The 15,886-nt window shown below is 58.1% G+C and carries 12 protein-coding genes and 1 pseudogene; 7 read left to right on the top strand and 6 right to left on the bottom strand.

Going from position 1 to position 15,886, the window contains the following annotated elements; translation table 11 throughout:
• Positions 1 to 123: 123 nt before the first annotated feature.
• Positions 124 to 2,868: a cation-transporting P-type ATPase gene (locus RAL88_RS08445; protein WP_306268694.1), complete on the top strand. Its 2,745-nt coding sequence runs from the start codon at positions 124 to 126 to the stop codon at positions 2,866 to 2,868.
• A 22-nt stretch (positions 2,869 to 2,890) separates the two neighbouring features.
• Here the strand turns inward: RAL88_RS08445 and RAL88_RS08440 are convergent, their stop codons facing one another.
• Together RAL88_RS08440 and RAL88_RS08435 are read right to left on the bottom strand one after the other, a co-directional pair.
• Positions 2,891 to 3,787, bottom strand: a complete 897-nt coding sequence (locus RAL88_RS08440; protein WP_306268692.1) for a sulfotransferase domain-containing protein — start codon at positions 3,785 to 3,787, stop codon at positions 2,891 to 2,893.
• Between the two features lie 182 nt (positions 3,788 to 3,969).
• Positions 3,970 to 4,572 carry a hypothetical protein gene (locus RAL88_RS08435; RefSeq protein ID WP_306268690.1) on the bottom strand — a complete coding sequence of 201 codons (603 nt, stop codon included), beginning with the start codon at positions 4,570 to 4,572 and terminating at the stop codon, positions 3,970 to 3,972.
• 191 nt (positions 4,573 to 4,763) lie between these two features.
• On the opposite strand from RAL88_RS08435, the gene RAL88_RS08430 reads away from it, so the two are divergent.
• Positions 4,764 to 5,636 carry a LysR family transcriptional regulator gene (locus tag RAL88_RS08430; protein ID WP_306268688.1) on the top strand — a complete coding sequence of 291 codons (873 nt, stop codon included), beginning with the start codon at positions 4,764 to 4,766 and terminating at the stop codon, positions 5,634 to 5,636.
• 213 nt (positions 5,637 to 5,849) lie between these two features.
• On the opposite strand, the pseudogene RAL88_RS21705 reads toward RAL88_RS08430, so the two are convergent.
• Together RAL88_RS21705 and RAL88_RS21700 are read right to left on the bottom strand one after the other, a co-directional pair.
• Positions 5,850 to 6,170 (bottom strand): annotated as a pseudogene (locus RAL88_RS21705) (glutathione S-transferase C-terminal domain-containing protein); the annotation flags it as partial.
• On the bottom strand, positions 6,130 to 6,477 hold the full coding sequence (locus tag RAL88_RS21700) for a hypothetical protein (protein ID WP_371932170.1): 348 nt from the start codon (positions 6,475 to 6,477) through the stop codon (positions 6,130 to 6,132). The pseudogene RAL88_RS21705 and the gene RAL88_RS21700, both read right to left, overlap by 41 nt.
• Positions 6,478 to 7,542: 1,065 nt before the next feature.
• On the opposite strand from RAL88_RS21700, the gene RAL88_RS08425 reads away from it, so the two are divergent.
• Together RAL88_RS08425 and RAL88_RS08420 are read left to right on the top strand one after the other, a co-directional pair.
• Entirely contained in the window at positions 7,543 to 8,745 is a 1,203-nt protein-coding gene (locus RAL88_RS08425) for a CaiB/BaiF CoA-transferase family protein (RefSeq protein ID WP_306268686.1), read from the top strand.
• A gap of 114 nt (positions 8,746 to 8,859) precedes the next feature.
• Complete coding sequence (locus RAL88_RS08420; protein WP_306268684.1) at positions 8,860 to 9,561, top strand: FadR/GntR family transcriptional regulator; 702 nt, start codon at positions 8,860 to 8,862, stop codon at positions 9,559 to 9,561.
• Between the two features lie 8 nt (positions 9,562 to 9,569).
• Here RAL88_RS08420 and RAL88_RS08415 read toward each other — a convergent pair whose 3' ends face one another.
• The gene (locus tag RAL88_RS08415; RefSeq protein ID WP_306268683.1) at positions 9,570 to 10,280 is read right to left on the bottom strand and encodes a glutathione binding-like protein; all 711 of its coding nucleotides are present in this window, start codon (positions 10,278 to 10,280) and stop codon (positions 9,570 to 9,572) included.
• Between the two features lie 14 nt (positions 10,281 to 10,294).
• Positions 10,295 to 11,944, bottom strand: a complete 1,650-nt coding sequence (locus tag RAL88_RS08410; RefSeq protein WP_306268681.1) for an FAD-binding oxidoreductase — start codon at positions 11,942 to 11,944, stop codon at positions 10,295 to 10,297.
• 389 nt (positions 11,945 to 12,333) lie between these two features.
• Here RAL88_RS08410 and RAL88_RS08405 point away from each other — a divergent pair, with 389 nt between their 5' ends.
• The 3 genes from RAL88_RS08405 (at position 12,334) to RAL88_RS08395 (ending at position 15,524) form a co-directional block, all read left to right on the top strand.
• Positions 12,334 to 13,329 (top strand): tripartite tricarboxylate transporter substrate binding protein, encoded by a 996-nt coding sequence (locus RAL88_RS08405; protein ID WP_306268679.1) that lies wholly within the window; start codon positions 12,334 to 12,336, stop codon positions 13,327 to 13,329.
• Between the two features lie 108 nt (positions 13,330 to 13,437).
• A complete protein-coding gene (locus tag RAL88_RS08400) occupies positions 13,438 to 13,986 on the top strand; it encodes a tripartite tricarboxylate transporter TctB family protein (RefSeq protein ID WP_306268677.1) in 549 nt (182 codons plus the stop codon).
• Entirely contained in the window at positions 13,986 to 15,524 is a 1,539-nt protein-coding gene (locus tag RAL88_RS08395; protein WP_306269620.1) for a tripartite tricarboxylate transporter permease, read from the top strand. Before RAL88_RS08400 ends, RAL88_RS08395 begins: the two co-directional genes overlap by 1 nt.
• The last annotated feature ends 362 nt before the right edge of the window (positions 15,525 to 15,886 follow it).

Here is a 15,886-nt window from a genome sequence, read left to right as displayed (position 1 = left end):
GATGATGCGGCATTGATCGGCGAAGGTGCGGCGCAGGCTGCGGAATAACAGTTGAAATGACACGACAGTTCAGGCCGCCGGAGACCTTGCATGCCTGCGGGCCGGATCAGGACGGATAATTTCATGACGGTGATACAGCGTAATCTTGCAACGGACGAAATCTCCGCAGCACCGCAAGGCGAGCGGGCCTGGCACGCTGTTTCCGTTGATGAAGCCCTGGCGTTTCAGCAATCCGGTGCGACCGGTCTTAGCGAAGAGCAGGCGCGCGATCGTCTGGCCCGGTTCGGTCCCAACCTGTTGCCGCCGACAAAACGGCGCGGAGCGCTTCTAAGGTTTTTTGCGCAATTTCATGATGTCATGATCTATGTGCTGATCGGTGCCGGCGCGGTGACCGCATTGCTGGGCCACTGGCTCGACGCGCTGGTCATTCTGGCCGTTGTCATGGTCAATGCGGTGATCGGCTTTGTGCAGGAAGGCAAGGCGGAAAATGCGTTGAATGCGATCCGCAATATGCTGGCACCGAAGGCCAGCATTATCCGCCAGGGCCAGCGCCGCACCGTGCCGGGCAGTGAGCTGGTGCCGGGCGATATTGTGCTGTTTGAAGCGGGCGCGCGGGTGCCCGCTGATCTGCGGCTGACAGAGGCCAGCAGCCTGAGAATCGAAGAAGCGGTGCTGACCGGTGAATCTGTTGCAGTAGAGAAATCGACGCTGGCGGTTGGCAAAACCGTGGCGCTTGGGGACCGTAGTTCAATGGCGTTCAGCGGCACGCTGGTGAGCTATGGCCAGGGAAAAGGCGTCGTCGTTGCCACCGGGGCCGACACAGAGATTGGCCGGATCAGTTCGATGCTGGCGGAGGTGACGACACTGCAGACGCCGTTGACACGGCAGATGGGCGTGTTTGCCAGGTGGTTGACAGGGTCTGTCCTGGGCATCGCCGTCCTCGTGCTGATGTTCGGCCTGCTGGTTCGCGACTACAGTTTCAGCGAGATTTTCATCGCTGTGGTCGGGCTGACAGTTGCTGCTATTCCGGAAGGGCTTCCGGCGATCCTGACCATTACCCTTGCCATTGGTGTGCAGGGCATGGCACGGCGCAACGCCATTGTCCGGCGCCTGCCGGCCATCGAGACACTTGGATCGGTCTCGGTGATCTGTTCTGACAAGACCGGCACCCTGACACGCAACGAAATGGCGGTCGTTTCAATTGCAACCGCCAGACACCGGTTCACAGTGAGCGGTGCTGGCTATGCGCCGCATGGCGAATTTGCGTCGGAGGGGCAGGCAGTTGAGGCCGGCAACCACCCGGTGCTGCGTGAAATCGCCCGTGCGGGGCTGCTGTGCAATGATGCCAGCCTCAATCAGCTAAATGACCGATGGACCATTGAGGGCGATCCGATGGAAGGTGCTCTGGTTGCTCTTGCCGGTAAGGCCGGGCTGGACGAGAACACCGAAACCAGTGCTCTGCCGCGCAGTGACGTTATTCCGTTTGATGCCCGGCACCGCTTTATGGCGGTTCTGCTGCACAGCCCGGGCGGTGAGGGGGTCATCTACGTCAAGGGAGCGCCGGAACGTATGCTGCAGATGTGCGGGCAACAGCGTGGCAGCAATGGCGATGAGCTGCTCGACACAGATTACTGGCAGTCTCAGGTCGAAGAAATTGCAGCTCGTGGCCAGCGGGTCCTCGCCATTGCGGTGAAGGCCACCGGCAGGCCGCATCCGGCGTTGTCCGTCGACGATGTTGAATCCGGACTGACCATGCTTGGCTTGTTCGGCCTGATCGACCCGCCGCGTGCAGAGGCCATTGCTGCCGTTGCTGAATGCCGGAGCGCAGGGATCGATGTGAAGATGATCACCGGCGATCATGCCGGGACAGCAAGGGCGATCGCCCGGCAGCTTGGCCTGGAAAATCCGGATGCAGTCCTGACCGGCCACGCAATTGACACGCTGGATGATGAAACCCTGCGGCGCCGGGTTCAGGACACAGCGGTGTTTGCACGCACCAGCCCGGAGCACAAATTGCGCCTGGTGATGGCCCTGCAGGCCAGCGGTGAAGTGGTCGCGATGACCGGTGACGGCGTCAATGATGCACCGGCACTGAAACGCGCCGATGTGGGAATTGCGATGGGACGCAATGGCAGCGAAGCGGCGAAGGAGGCGGCGGAGATGGTGCTTGCCGACGATAATTTCGCGACGATTGCAGAGGCTGTCCGCACTGGCCGGACCGTCTATGACAATCTGAAAAAGGCAATTCTGTTTATCCTGCCGACCAATGGCGGCGAGGCGCTTGTCATGATGGCGGCCATTCTGCTCGGCTCCACCTTGCCGATCACACCGGTGCAGATTTTGTGGGTGAATATGGTTACGGCGGTCACCCTGGCGCTGGCGTTTGCCTTTGAACCGGCCGAGCCTGATATCATGCGCCGTCCGCCACGGGCTGCCGGAGAAGCCATACTCTCGGGGTTTCTGATCTGGCGTGTGGGGTTCGTCTCGACCCTGTTTCTCGGTGTTCTCTCCGGCATGTTCGCGCTGGTGCAGGCGCAGGGCGCGAATGTTGAGGAAGCCCGCACCATTGTCGTCAACACGCTTGTGGTGCTTGAGATATTTTATCTTTTCAGCGTGCGCTATTTGAAAGCGCCGTCAATCACCTGGCATGGCATTGTGGGAACGCCCGCCGTGCTGATCGCCGTGGGGGCGGTGAGCGCGCTGCAGATCGCGTTCACCTATGCGCCTTTCATGAGAACATTTTTTGACACCCGCCCATTGAGCTTTGCCCAGGGCGCTCAGATCATCGCCGCAGGGGTTGTGGTTCTGCTGATCCTGGAGATAGAGAAGCGAATTTATGCGGCGATGACCCGCAGACATCAGCAATGAATTGCCTGGCCTGCGACCAGGCTCAGCGCAAGGTGCCTTCAGCCAGCCATCGGGCGCAGTCCTGACCCAGTTCCTGCTCGGCGCGGGCGCTATACCGGTCGCTCACCTGCGGGCTTAGCTCGTCGACCCAGCGGCCATTGCGGCCCTTGTGAATAAAAGTTCTGGCGCCACCTTCCCAGAACGCACCCCCCAGCGGCACGGATGCTGTGGCATTTGCTTTCATGTATTCAAACGAGCAATGCTGCAGGATGTCATCCATGGTTTCCGGAGCGATCTCGATATCCAGGAACTCGGCAATTGCTTTGATCCCTTCCGGCAGATCGCGCTTCAGATCGGCAAAATGGACCAGCTTCACATTGGCCAGGTCGCGGATCTCCCACCAGCTGCGGATATTCTCCCAATAGGGCCAGAACGGCGCACCATCATTGTCGAGCCAGTGTTCGAAATATTCCGCAGCAGTGGCTGGTGGTTTGCCGATTTCCGGGCCGACGCGACCAGGCGTATTATTCAGCGCGTCGTACCACATTTCATTGGCTGTGGCATGATGGTTGTACAATGACCACATCACATCGCGGCCATCCCTTCCGATATAGATGTATTTGGCAGTGTCGGAAAAAACCAGCGCATCGACCGGCAGATGGGTTTTCAGAAAGCGGCGATGCTGCTGCTTTTCAATTTCTGGAAGTTTGATTTCCTTTGGCGGAATGCGCAAATCAACCCAGGGCGACATTTCGGCGACGGGCAGATCAGTGCGCCCCTCAAACAGCAACTGGCTGATAATCTGCTGCATCCAGGTTGTGCCGGATTTGGCATAGGTTGCTATGACAATATCGTCGTCACGGAATTTGATGTCGTTCCACACCGTGCTGTCGATATGATGATTGTGCATCTCGCGGAGCTTTGTGGGCAGGGCGGTCATCTTCGTTCTCCTTGTTGAGCTGGATTACATCGCCATATTGCTCCGGACCAGCACTTGCGGGAATGGCCCTGGATGCAGAACGGTTCAGCAGGTTTGCAGGAGCGGGTCGCTGCACACGGTCGGAAGCCGGGCAGAACCCGGCTCCCGTTGGTGCCATTACTGATCTGGCGCCATTTGGATGGTTAGTTGCCCATTTTATGATTGGCGCATGTCACATCCGGATTGAACGGCGCCAGAACTCCAGCGGAATTGCTGCGGACGGTCCAGACATGGCGGTCGTAATGTGGGGCAAAGCCGTGGGCTTCATCGCCTTTTGTGGCCGGGTCGTCAGCCATTGCATCCCATGCCGAGCCGCCAAATGAAGGCGGCTGCGTGTTGCCGGCGTCTGCCCAGGCCTTCTGAAACACCAGGTTTTCGACACCGACCAGTTCCATTGATCCGTCTGCCTGCGGTTCATACAGCAGGACAGCGGGTTTCATGAAATCGGTATGGGTACTCATGCCGTCGATACGCGGATCGCCGCCGGTAATCTTCAGTTTGGCCATATTCAGATAGTGGATGCCCATGGCACCCAATTCCGCCGGAAGGCCTTCCTCGGCGGCGGATACGCACATGCCCGACGGGTCGGGGATAAATCCATCCGCCAGCGCCATGTTGACATCCTTGTACTTCTCTGTTGCCGCAGCGACAGCGGCGATTTCGGCCGAGTCACTTTGTGCCCAAACTGGTGAAACAAACGCGGTACAAACAGATGCCATGATGAGCAATTTTAACGAACGACTCATAGTTCTCTCCCTGGTGAAAGTTCGTTGCCCAAGCCTCCCGGGAACCGGCATATGATGGCCACGCAGCCAAATGCTGCGCTTAGGGTCCCCGGGTCTTGCCTCATAATGATGCGCCTGCGCCACGGTTGTGGCAATATGGCCGCTTGCAGAACAGTTCGGCAATGGTGCAGAGTTGGGCAAGGTTGAGCCCCATGTATGACTGGAACGATATTCGGATTTTTCTAGCCGTTGCCGGCGAGGGATCGACGCTGGCTGCGTCAAAGACACTGAACATGAACCAGACAACTGTCAGCAGACGGATCACGGCGCTGGAGGAAGCGCTGGGTGTGACACTGTTTGAACGCGATACCCGCGGCTATGCCCTGACCGCGCAGGGGTCCGCCATGATTGATGTGGCCGGCCACATGGCCGCCGCCGCCGGGAATGTGTCACTGCGGGCGGAGCATCTGGTCAGGGCGTCGGACGGGAAAATCCGGGTGTCGGCAGCCCATTCGGTGATGAACATCTGGGTGCTGCCGCTTGTGTCGGGCTTCCGGCAACTCAACCCCGACATCTTTTTTGAAACCAATGCCGCCGAGCATTACGTGTCGCTGGAAAATGGCGAGGCCGACATTGCCGTGCGTGCTGCTGACACCATCAAGGGCGATACACTGATTGCGAAAAAGCTGCTGACCGTGCATTGGGCGGTGTATTGCAGCAAGGCCTATCTTGCCTCACACGGCATGCCGGGATGCGTCGAAGATATGAATAGTCATTGTATTCTCAGCTATCCCGAGCCGATGATGCAGAGCGTGGGGTTGCTGAAGTGGCTGGAGCCGCAACTGGATCCCGAAAAAATTGTCAGCACAGCGGATTCGATTGTCACCATGTCGGCATCCCTGCGCACGGAAAGCGCAGTTGGCGTGCTGCCCTGTGTCGAGGCCGATCCGATAGCCGATCTGGTGAAGTGCTTTTCGCACGACAAACTGGTCAGCGGGCTCTGGCTGGTGGCCTCGCGCGAATCCTATCAGGATTTGCGGGTGCGCAAATTCATGAAATATGTCACCGAATTCATTGCCAGATAGAGCGTGGTGGGTGGCGAGCCTGTGGTCAGGAAGATCCGGCCGCTGACATGCGTCAGGATAGATCCACGGGCGCAACGGCCCCAACGGCACCACATTGTTCCCGGACCGGCCAAAATAACCCTGATGGCAGTTCAGCAGGGAACGGCTCGAGCCGACGCCGGGCAGGGCGTAGACCCGGCAAAACCAACGCCAAAGCTGCGGATAATGCAACACCCTGGCACCGTTCAACTTCATGCGCAGATAGTACGCCGGGTCGTGCCGGTAGAGTGTCGGAAACAGGTGCAGGTCGGCCTCGGTGAAAGTATTACCGGTCAGGAACGGACGGTTGTTGGCGTCCAGACGCTGTTGCAGACCCTCAAGCGTAGCGAAATAGCTGGTAAAGTTTGCGGCATAGATTTCTTGGCTGGAGGAAAGCCCGGCCTTGTATGCACCGTTGTTGATGGTGACGTAAATCTGTTCGTTGAGCGTGTCGTTTTCGTCTCGGAAGGTCGCATTAACTGCACCTTGCGGGTAACAGATCGGGTCGATCCGCATCGGACAGGGAACAGCCGAGCGGGCCCGCTTGGCTGTTTAACATACGAATGATTTCGGCGCTTTCATTCGACACAATCCGCTTGTTTTTCCTGTCATACAGGATAGGCAGACTGGTTTCCTGCGACGCCTCGGCCTGGTATATCTGCCTGACAAGTCTGTACTGCTTGCTGGTAGCGGTTTCTGCCGTGCATTCCGGCAATGTGGTTGCTGTGAGCGTTGCGCTGCGCTGTGGGTTGAACTCCCACAGCCCCGTCCCGGCAGGATCATCATCGTCGGTCCTGTTGGGGAAGGCGACGTCGAGAGTGATGCTATCCTGAAGGCCAAGGATATTCCTTGCCAGCGTGACCCGGAAGCACCACGGGCAGTTGAGTGCGACGAAGAGATGGTAGCGGCCTGGCTCTGCGGGCAGCGGCGTCGCTCTGGGGTTCCTCGGCGGTGGTCTGGACAGAAGTGGTTTTGGAGGCTGACATGATGACCACTCACATTACAAGGACGGGCGCAGACAGGGGTGCGATGAACTCTGTCAATCCGCCCCGGTGCGGAATTGCCATGCCCGATGCGGCGGCCGGGCAGGTCACGTTCATGTTGCCCGGTAGAAGATGTGCTCCGGACCAATATCGCGCACGCTTCAGGCACGATGGTGTCACCTCCTGTCTGGTGTACAATCTGCTGCCAGTGTCTGCGAGCCGGACATCACATCTTGGGAAAAAAATAAAGGTCCAACCGCGCGAAATGTTTGCTGGATGACGCTGCGAATGTGTGACGATTGGCAAAAAGCCAAATCGACAGATCATTGTTTATTACAAGCTTCGAGAGACAATTGGTCAATGCAACAGTCATTGCATCTAGGTCTGGGGCGTTGGTTCAACGGATAAAACACAATCGATTTGGCGAATAGCACTACGCGCTGGATAGAGGCGTCCAGTCGGGATGAGATGGCAAACCGTTCCCCAGCTACAAACGCCACCGCTTACCGATTGAGATTATCACCCTTGCGGCATGGCTGTAGATCCGCTTCAACCTCAGCCTTTGCTTGGTTGAAGAACTTCTGCGCGAGCGTGGAATTGACGTTTCTTACGAGACGCCCTGCGGGTGTGTGACCAAGTTTGGCCAGCGATTGCGCTCATCGCGCCGTCGATCAGAATGAATTGGTCCTGGCGCAATCCTGCAACGCAGACGCGACAACAGGGCAGCCAGACGATTGCTGAAAGTGCTCGCGAAGAAAGCCGGCAGGCCGCTTCATCGCATCATCACCGACAACCTAACGCAACAGATCCGAACATTCTCCTTGCAACTGCCCCGTTTAATTTGATATTACCAATCTGGTAATACCAATATGGCTCTCACTGAGCGACTGGATAGGAGTGACACAATGGCCGGGCCTTTGGTGGGTTTGAAAGTTCTTGATATGTCGCGTATTCTTGCGGGGCCCTGGCTCGGACAGATCCTTGTCGATTATGGCGCGGATGTCTGGAAGATCGAACGTCCGGAGGTTGGCGACGATACTCGGCAATGGGGACCGCCGTTTATCGAGTTCGATAACGATGCCGGTCACGATGCCGCCTATTTCTTTGCGGCGAACCGCGGTAAAAAATCCATCTGCCTTGATCTTAAGAACGACGCGGATTTGGGGGTCTTGCACCGTCTTGCCAACAAGGCGGATGTGCTGATTGAGAATTACAAGTTCGGCGATCTGTGCCGTTACGGCCTAGATTTCGAGACGGTCCGCAAGACGAATCCGGGAATCATCTATTGTTCGATCACGGGTTTCGGTCACACAGGCCCCTATCGGGACCGTGCCGGATACGACATGGCGATCCAGGCCATGGGCGGCCTCATGAGCCTGACCGGCGAACGCAAGGACCGTCCGGGCGGCGGTGCGCAGCGCGTTGGTGTGCCGATCGCGGATCTGTTGACCGGAACCTATGCCGCCAGCGCGGTGATCGCAGCCTATCATCATAAGCACCTGACCGGTGAAGGCCAGCATATCGACATGTCCTTACTCGATACGATGGTGGCCTGTCTGGCCAATCAGAACATGAACTATCTGGCCAGTGGCAAAACACCTGAACCTATGGGCAACGAACACCCCAACATTGCCCCATACGGGGTGTTCGACACCTCGGACGGCGCATTCGTTCTGGCCGTGGGAAACGATCGTCAGTTCCTCGGGTTTTGCCGTGTCGCGGGCCTGGAAGATGTCGCGGCAGACCAGCGATTTACCAGCAACTCCAATCGGTTGTGTCACCGTGACGCGCTGTCAGCGCTAGTCGGTCAGCGCACGCGCCAGAATGACACCAGCTATTGGATCGATACGTTGAGCGCCTCGGGCGTACCATGCGCGCCAATTAACGGGCTAGATGCCGTGATGTCCGACCCGCAGGTCCTGGCGCGCGGCATGCTGGTGGAGCTGCCACATACCGGAGCCGGGACGGTCCGCCTGGTGGCAAACCCGGTCCGGTTCTCCCGGACCGCAATCGAATACGAAGCCGGCCCGCCAATGCTGGACGAACACCGCGACTACATCCTGGCAATCGCACAGGATGTAGTCGAAGAACAGGGCGCCGACTCGTGAGTGTGGTTTGACCTGATAGCTTGGAAATCCGCCGATACCGGAGTAAGGTATTGTAAACTCGGGCAATTGGAGCCAGCATTCGCGTCGTGCGGTGCGTTCCTTGAAAGGCTGCATTTGAAAACCCAGAAAACTATCGGCCAAGTCCTGAATTTCATTCGCGAGCGGAAATACGAAAGCGGCGAGCGGCTGCTTTCGGAACGCGATTTCGCCCAGAAGCTGGGTACCACCCGGCAATATGTCCGTGAGGCAATCACCGCTCTCGAAGCGATGCGCGTGGTCGAACGGCGGCCCAGTTCGGGGATCTATCTTCGTGACCTGAACAGTGAAAGCAGCTTCGAGGCCTTAGTTCTGCATGCCGATACCGGCGTGCCGCTGCAACCAAAGGAAGTCGCCGATGCGCTGGAGACGCGCCGGGTTCTGGAGGTCCAGGCAGTGACGCTCGCCTGTGCGCGCCATACCGACGCTGATCTTGCCAAGCTAGAGCGGAATTTGTCCGCTACGCGGGCCCGGCTGGATAAGTCCGAGTCCATCGAGCTAGAGGACCGTGAATTCCATCAGCTCATCGTGGCATCCACCGGCAATCACGTTCTCGTCCGGCTGGTCAACGCGTTTTATGAAATGTCGCAGTTGCGCCGCAAACTCTTCTTTGCGGATCAGTCGCGGTGTCTTCGGTCGTTTGAAGAGCATTCGCGGATTTTCAGCGCCATCCGGGAGCGTGACGCTGATCGCGCGAGCGAGGCCATCGACGCCCATCTTTCGCAAACCGTGGCGACTTGGGAAAAGTTGTTGACGAGCGGAAGCGACGCTGTGGAGTAGTACTGTCGCTATTCGTTTCTGTCGCCGTGGCCCTGACTTGCGGAGTTGCCGAACATCGAGGTCCAGGCGTCGCTGCCGGGTTTTGCTTCCCACTTTTTGCGGTCGGCCATTACCGATAGCCCGGCCTGCACCGCAGGGCGGGCTTTAATCGCGTCGTACCAGCGCTGGATATTCGGGTAATCCGCCAGATCCTGACCCTGCATCTTGCGCGGCCGTACCCAAGTAAACGTCGCGATGTCAGCAATGGAATAGTCGCCGGCCAAGTATGCGGAGCCTTCAAGCCGGGCTTCAAGGACGCGATAGAGCCGGCTGGCTTCGTCCGTATAACGCTTGACAGCGTAATCAATGTTTTCCGGAGCGTAAACCCTGAAATGATGCGCCTGGCCAAGCATCGGACCAAACCCACCCATCTGGAACATGAGCCATTCCATAGTCTGGATTCGCGCGCGGGGGGCGGTGGAAATCAGGCATCCGGTCTTTTCCGCCAGATACAGCAGGACCGCGCCCGATTCGAACACGCTGACTGGTTTGCCATCCGGCCCGTCGGGATCGACGATGGCTGGAATCTTGTTGTTTGGACTGATCGTGAGGAACTCGCGGGCGAACTGGTCGCCCGCGGTGATGTCAATCGGCTTGACCCGGTAGGCGAGGCCGGTTTCTTCAAGCATGATCGATGCCTTGTATCCGTTCGGAGTAGGCCAGAAATAAAGGTCGATCATAGCTGTTTCCTCCATCAGGCGGTCAGTTTCAGGCCCTTGGGCCGGTCGATCAGGAGGCCGGGATTCATGATCCACGATGGATCGAGTTCCTTTTTTGTGGCGGCCAGCATCCGCGCATAGACCGGGTCGATCTCCTTCTTATACCAAGGCTTGAAGGTCCGCCCGACGGCATGATGATGTGTGATCGTGGCGCCCAGTTCCATCAACGCGTCAGAGGCCACATCCGAAAGCGCCTGATAATCCTCAAGACAACGGTCATGTGTAGAGGGAGCCATGATCGAGTAATATGGCGCCGGACCATCCGGATAGAGGAACGAGAACCGGCGGCACACGATACCGCCACCGGTGATGCGTTTCTGCGCGTCGGCGATCCGGCGCATCAATTCGCCGTCGATCTGCTTGAACTTGTCCCAGGTGTAGGCGGTTTCGAAGGTAAAGCTGACGATGCCCATCGCTGCGCGTATGTGCATCAGATATGGCAGATAGCGGAACTGCTTGCGCCAGCTGCCTTGCTGTCCCGAACGGCTGGTTTCAAGAGCGTCGGTTCCTGTGCCCGCCTTTTGCCTGACAGTTCCACCATGATCGCGGCAGATATCGATACCACGTTCCAGCCAGGCATCCATCGGATGGTCGGAGGATTCGAAACCGAGCAGAAGCATCGATTCGCTGCCGTCGCCCGCGCCGTAAAAGAAGGCGTCCTTTTCGTCCAGATAACGACAGTTCGCGGGAAACAGGGCGGATTGGGTGATTTGGCGAACGGCGTCCGCACCGCGATAAAAATCCTTGAAAGCGATCGAGGCATTAGCACGGAACTTGACCCGGCCCTGCAATCGCATCCAGGCCTCGGAAATGATGCCGTATGTGCCTTCCGAGCCGATAAAGGCCCGGTCAGGATCAGGGCCCGCGCCCGAGCCAGGAAGGCGCCGGTTTTCCAGCGTCCCTGTCGGCGTGACGACCCGAAGGCTTTGCACCGATTCGTCGATATGGGTGAGCATTGTCGCGTAGTGTCCCGAAGAGCGCGTGGCGATCCAACCACCAAGAGACGAGAATTCCCAGGACTGCGGAATGTGCCGGAGCGTGAAATCCTTTGGCTTGAGCGTGCTTTCCAGCGCTGGCCCCAGGATTCCCGCCTGAATGCGCGCGCAGCGCGAGACGTCATCGACTTCGAGCACCTGGTTGAGGTTGCCCAGGTCGATGATGACAGCCCCTTCGCATTCCTCGGCGGGTGCAAAGAAGCCGCCGGTAACGCTCGATCCGCCACCAAAGGGAATCGCGGCATAGCCATGCTCGCCGCACCAATCGAGCACGGCGCGGATTTCGTCCTCGTCGCGCGGATAGGCGATCACATCGGGCGGGTTGTCGAACCGCCGACGATAGATCTGCACCATGTCCTTGAAACCCTTGCCGTAGGTATGGACGACACGGTCCCATTTGTCGGTCGTACAGAAATGTGCGAGCGTGGCAGGGGGCGTAATCCGCGGTTCTCGCAGCTCGATTTCATCCAAAGTTGGGTCGGAAAGTAGGTCGAACCCGTCAACGCCCAGACGTTTGGCTACTCGTTCACACATCGAATCGATTTCCGCCTGCGGAACCTCATCGCCTTCGTAACCCCAAGTCCAGAACTTGCGCTTGCGGCCAAAATACCGCCCTTCGGTCTTTGCCAATTCCCTGTCTCCTCAATGTTGAACCGGTGCCCCTGCGCAGCGCGATCACATCGCTCGAATGCGCAGGGACATGATTATTTTCGGTATGACCAATTTGGACGACCAATAAATTCATGTCAAGCCACAAGTAAATTCTGCCCTGAGCGCAGGTTTCACGAAAAACTTGACTGAAAGACAAAATTACTTAATCTGATGATACCGGATCGGTAGGACCGATTTTGGTACAACAATGATCAATGGAGGGCAAAAACGGTTCCGTCCGTCCGATTTTCTCAGTGCATGGTTGGCGAAAAACGAATTCACAACCGTCGTGAGGCACTTCAAGGATGAAATCGCGCGCGCTCTGTCCTGGCAGCCAGACTGTCACTGGACCAATGGGAGGAAAATCGATGAAGTTACAAAGAAGCTTGCTGTTACCGACCGTGAGCACAGCGCTCGTAGCGAGTGTGCTTGCCCTGACGAGCGCAACCACTGCGTTGGCCGAATATCCGGACCGTCCGATCCAAGCGATCGTGCCATGGGGTGCGGGCGGCGGCGCTGATGGAATCGTTCGCAAGATCATGAGCATTGCGGAAGGCGAACTGCCGCAGTCGATTTTTGTCGAAAATCTGGATGGTGGCGTCACGGCTATCGGCATCAATCGCCTGATGAATTCGCCTGCCGATGGCTACACTGTAGGAGCGCTGACCTATGACAGCGTCGTAACTGTGCCGTGGGAAGGGATCCTGCCGGGCTATAGCCTCGACAAGCTGGACATGATCGCCCTCGTCACGACCGAGCCCAACGCGCTGATTGTGGGCGGCGATACCGAATACGCGTCCTTCGATGACCTGATTTCCGCTGCGAAAGAGGCTGAGGGCGAGATCAATGTCGGCATCATGGGGTTGGGATCGATGACCCACCTGACGCTTCTCCAGCTTCAGGAAATAACCGACACGCGGTTCCGGATCGTGGCCTATCCAGATGGCAGCCCGGGACAGAAAGAAGGCGTTCTGTCGGGAGAGGTCGATGCGGCCGTCACCAGTCTTGGCGATTTCGCGCCGCTGCTGACCTCCGGTGACGCACGCGGCCTGGTTGAATTCAGCGCCTCCGAAAACCCCGGTTTTCCGGATGTGCCCATCAGCGAGGAAGTCGGGTTAAGCCTTCAGACCGGCAGTTTCCTGTTGTTCGCTGTGCCTGCCGGTACGCCCGATGATGCCAAGCAGGTTTTAGAAGCGGCGATCAAAACGGCCTGGAACAGCGAAGAGTTTCAGGACTGGGCCCGGAAAGTTGGGGTGACGGCAACGTGGATGGGCAGTGACGAAGTCACCGGTTTTGCCATGGATTTCCAGGCCGAGATTTTCAAAACCCTCAAGGAGCTTACCGATCAAGGCATTCTCGAATAGCGCCTGGCCGGAAAGCCTGCAAACCATCCTGACCTTCGGGAAGGGAGAACCGGGCGGCCAGGACGCGGCCGCCCGACCCGCTGGAACCCGGCTCAAAGGAGAGTAGCAATGCCTGCAAATCCTCGGCGTTTCCGATTCGGAGAATTGATCCTGCCACTGGTCCTTTTCGTCGCCACGACGATCTACCTTTCCGATGCGCTGCGGAACGGGGCGATCTTTCGCTACGGGTTGCCAAGCGCAGGCTTCATGCCAATTCTCCTGAGTATTGCAATGTATCTTGCCCTTCTGGCGGTGGTCATCGGACAATTGTGCCGCCGCCGGGTCACCGATGACAGACCATCGCAGCCCCAGGTCCCGGACGGACTGTCGGACCCCGACACCCTCGCCGCGCCACCGGACCAGGGCACATATGTCGTCACGATCGTCGTGATCGCGATTTCCTTCCTCTACGTCCTGATGTTCCGGCACCTCGGCTTTCTGGTATCGACATTCCTGTTTTCGCTGGGGCTTCTGGCGGCATTCCGGTTCGGCTGGTCCAAGGGCGTTGTCGGCATTGTACTGAACCTCGGTGTCGCATCGGCTATCTGCCTGATCGTCTATCTGTTCTTTGCCGTGCTTTTCGGCATCCAACTTCCAAGAATGGGATTGTTAATTTGATGGAGCAGTTTCTGCAAGTTGTCGGAGGGTTCCAGACGATCGCGGAACCTGCGGTGTTCGGCTACCTCGTGGCCGGGTTCTTGATCGGGACGATTTTCGCCGCGATTCCCGGCCTGACCGGTACGCTCGCGGTCGCGCTGGTCCTGCCGATCACCTATTCGATGGATGTGACCTCGTCTCTGGTGATGGTCGCCGCGATCTTCATGGGCGGACAATATGGCGGCAGCATCACCGCCATAACAGTGAACATCCCGGGTGCGCCCTGCGCCGTCATGACCGCCTATGAGGGCAATATCCTGATGCGACGTGGCGATGGCGCGCGCGCGCTGCGCAGCGCCGCGCTGGCCTCGATGCTGGGCGGCGTGATCGGCGCAGTATTGCTGATGGCTTTGGCGCCCGTGATGGCACAGGCCGCGCTTTACGTGCAAACACCGGGAAAGTTCTCTCTGATCCTGTTCGCCTTTTTCGTGATCATCATCTCGAACGATCAGTCAATCGCCAAAGGAATCGTGGCTACGTTGCTTGGGCTCATGGTGGCGACCATCGGGATTGACGTGGCAAGTTCCAAAGCGCGTCAGATCTTCGGGTTTCCTGCCTTGGTCGAAGGGATCGATCTGATGGCTGTGATTATCGGCGCATTTGCGATCAGCGAGTTGTTCGCGCAGGTCACGGCCAGCGCGGCGGAAAGGCGAAGCGGCACGAACAGCCTGCCTGAAAAGGTCAGATGGAGCTGGCGCAACTTCGTTCCACGCTGGATGGACTATCGCTTGATCGGCACCTACCGCTACCTCAAGTTCGCGACGATCGGCTACTTTGTCGGTGTGCTCCCGGGTGCGGGCGGCAGCAGCGCTGCGTTCATCTCCTACGCCGAGGCGAAGCGCAGTTCTTCGCGGCCTGAGGAATACAACAACGGCTCGATCGAAGGCATCGCCGCCGCAGAAAGCGCGAACAACGCGATGTGCGGCGGTTCGCTGGTCCCGATGCTCACCTTCGGCATCCCGGGCGATACGACCTCAGCGGTGATACTTGGGGTGCTGATCATCAACGGTCTGCAGCCAGGGCCTCAACTGATGACTGAGCAATTCGCCATCGTGACACCCATGATGGCGGCGCTGCTGGTCTCTGCGCTGTTGATCCCGATCACGCTGCTGTTTCTGGGGCCGTGGTACATGCGACTGGTTTCGATCAATAAGGCGGTGCTGTTCTCGGGCATCGCTGTTGTGGCGATGGTCGGTGCATATGTCTCGACCTTTTCGGTGTTTCAGATGGGGGCGGCGCTTGTTGTCGGGATCGGTGCCTTTTTCATGCAGCGCGGCGGATATCCCATGGTCTCCTTCCTGCTGGGCTTCATTCTCGGGCCGGACCTCGAGGTCTATATGAGGCGCAGTCTGGCCATTACTGACGGAAGTCCGTCCATTTTCTTCACCAGTCCGGATAGCCTGTTCTTTCTCGGTCTCATTGCTGTCTTTTTCTACTTCATGGTCGTGCGGAACTGGGTTTCTTCGAAGCAAGAGCGCAGTCTGGAGAACTCGGATTGAGGTGGGCTGTGGCCGGGGGGGGGGGAGCGTCACTTTTCGGCAGTAACATAGTTGTTTTTCCTGAACAGTAACAGCGTGTTTTGTGCCGGTCTCTGATCGCCTGCAGGGAAGGCGTGCTCCCTAGAACTGATTGCGGAGTTGCTGATTTCACGGCTCTGTCTGATTAAAATCGGCTTGAAAGGGGGCAGAGCGGTTTCGTGGTCTCTTCGTATGACCAAATGCGGCCCCTTGCGCTACTTTAAGACGTCGCCGGAGTGTCCATCATGGGCAAGGGCTTTTTGCGCCCCATAAACGGTCAGCCTTGACCGGTGCGTTTGCGGTTTCGAGAAGCTTTCGCATGATGGCTACGAAGCCGGCCTAAC

The organism is Pararhizobium sp. IMCC3301, from assembly GCF_030758315.1.
Taxonomy (GTDB): Bacteria; Pseudomonadota; Alphaproteobacteria; order Rhizobiales.
This window is presented reverse-complemented; position numbering and strand designations above follow the sequence as displayed.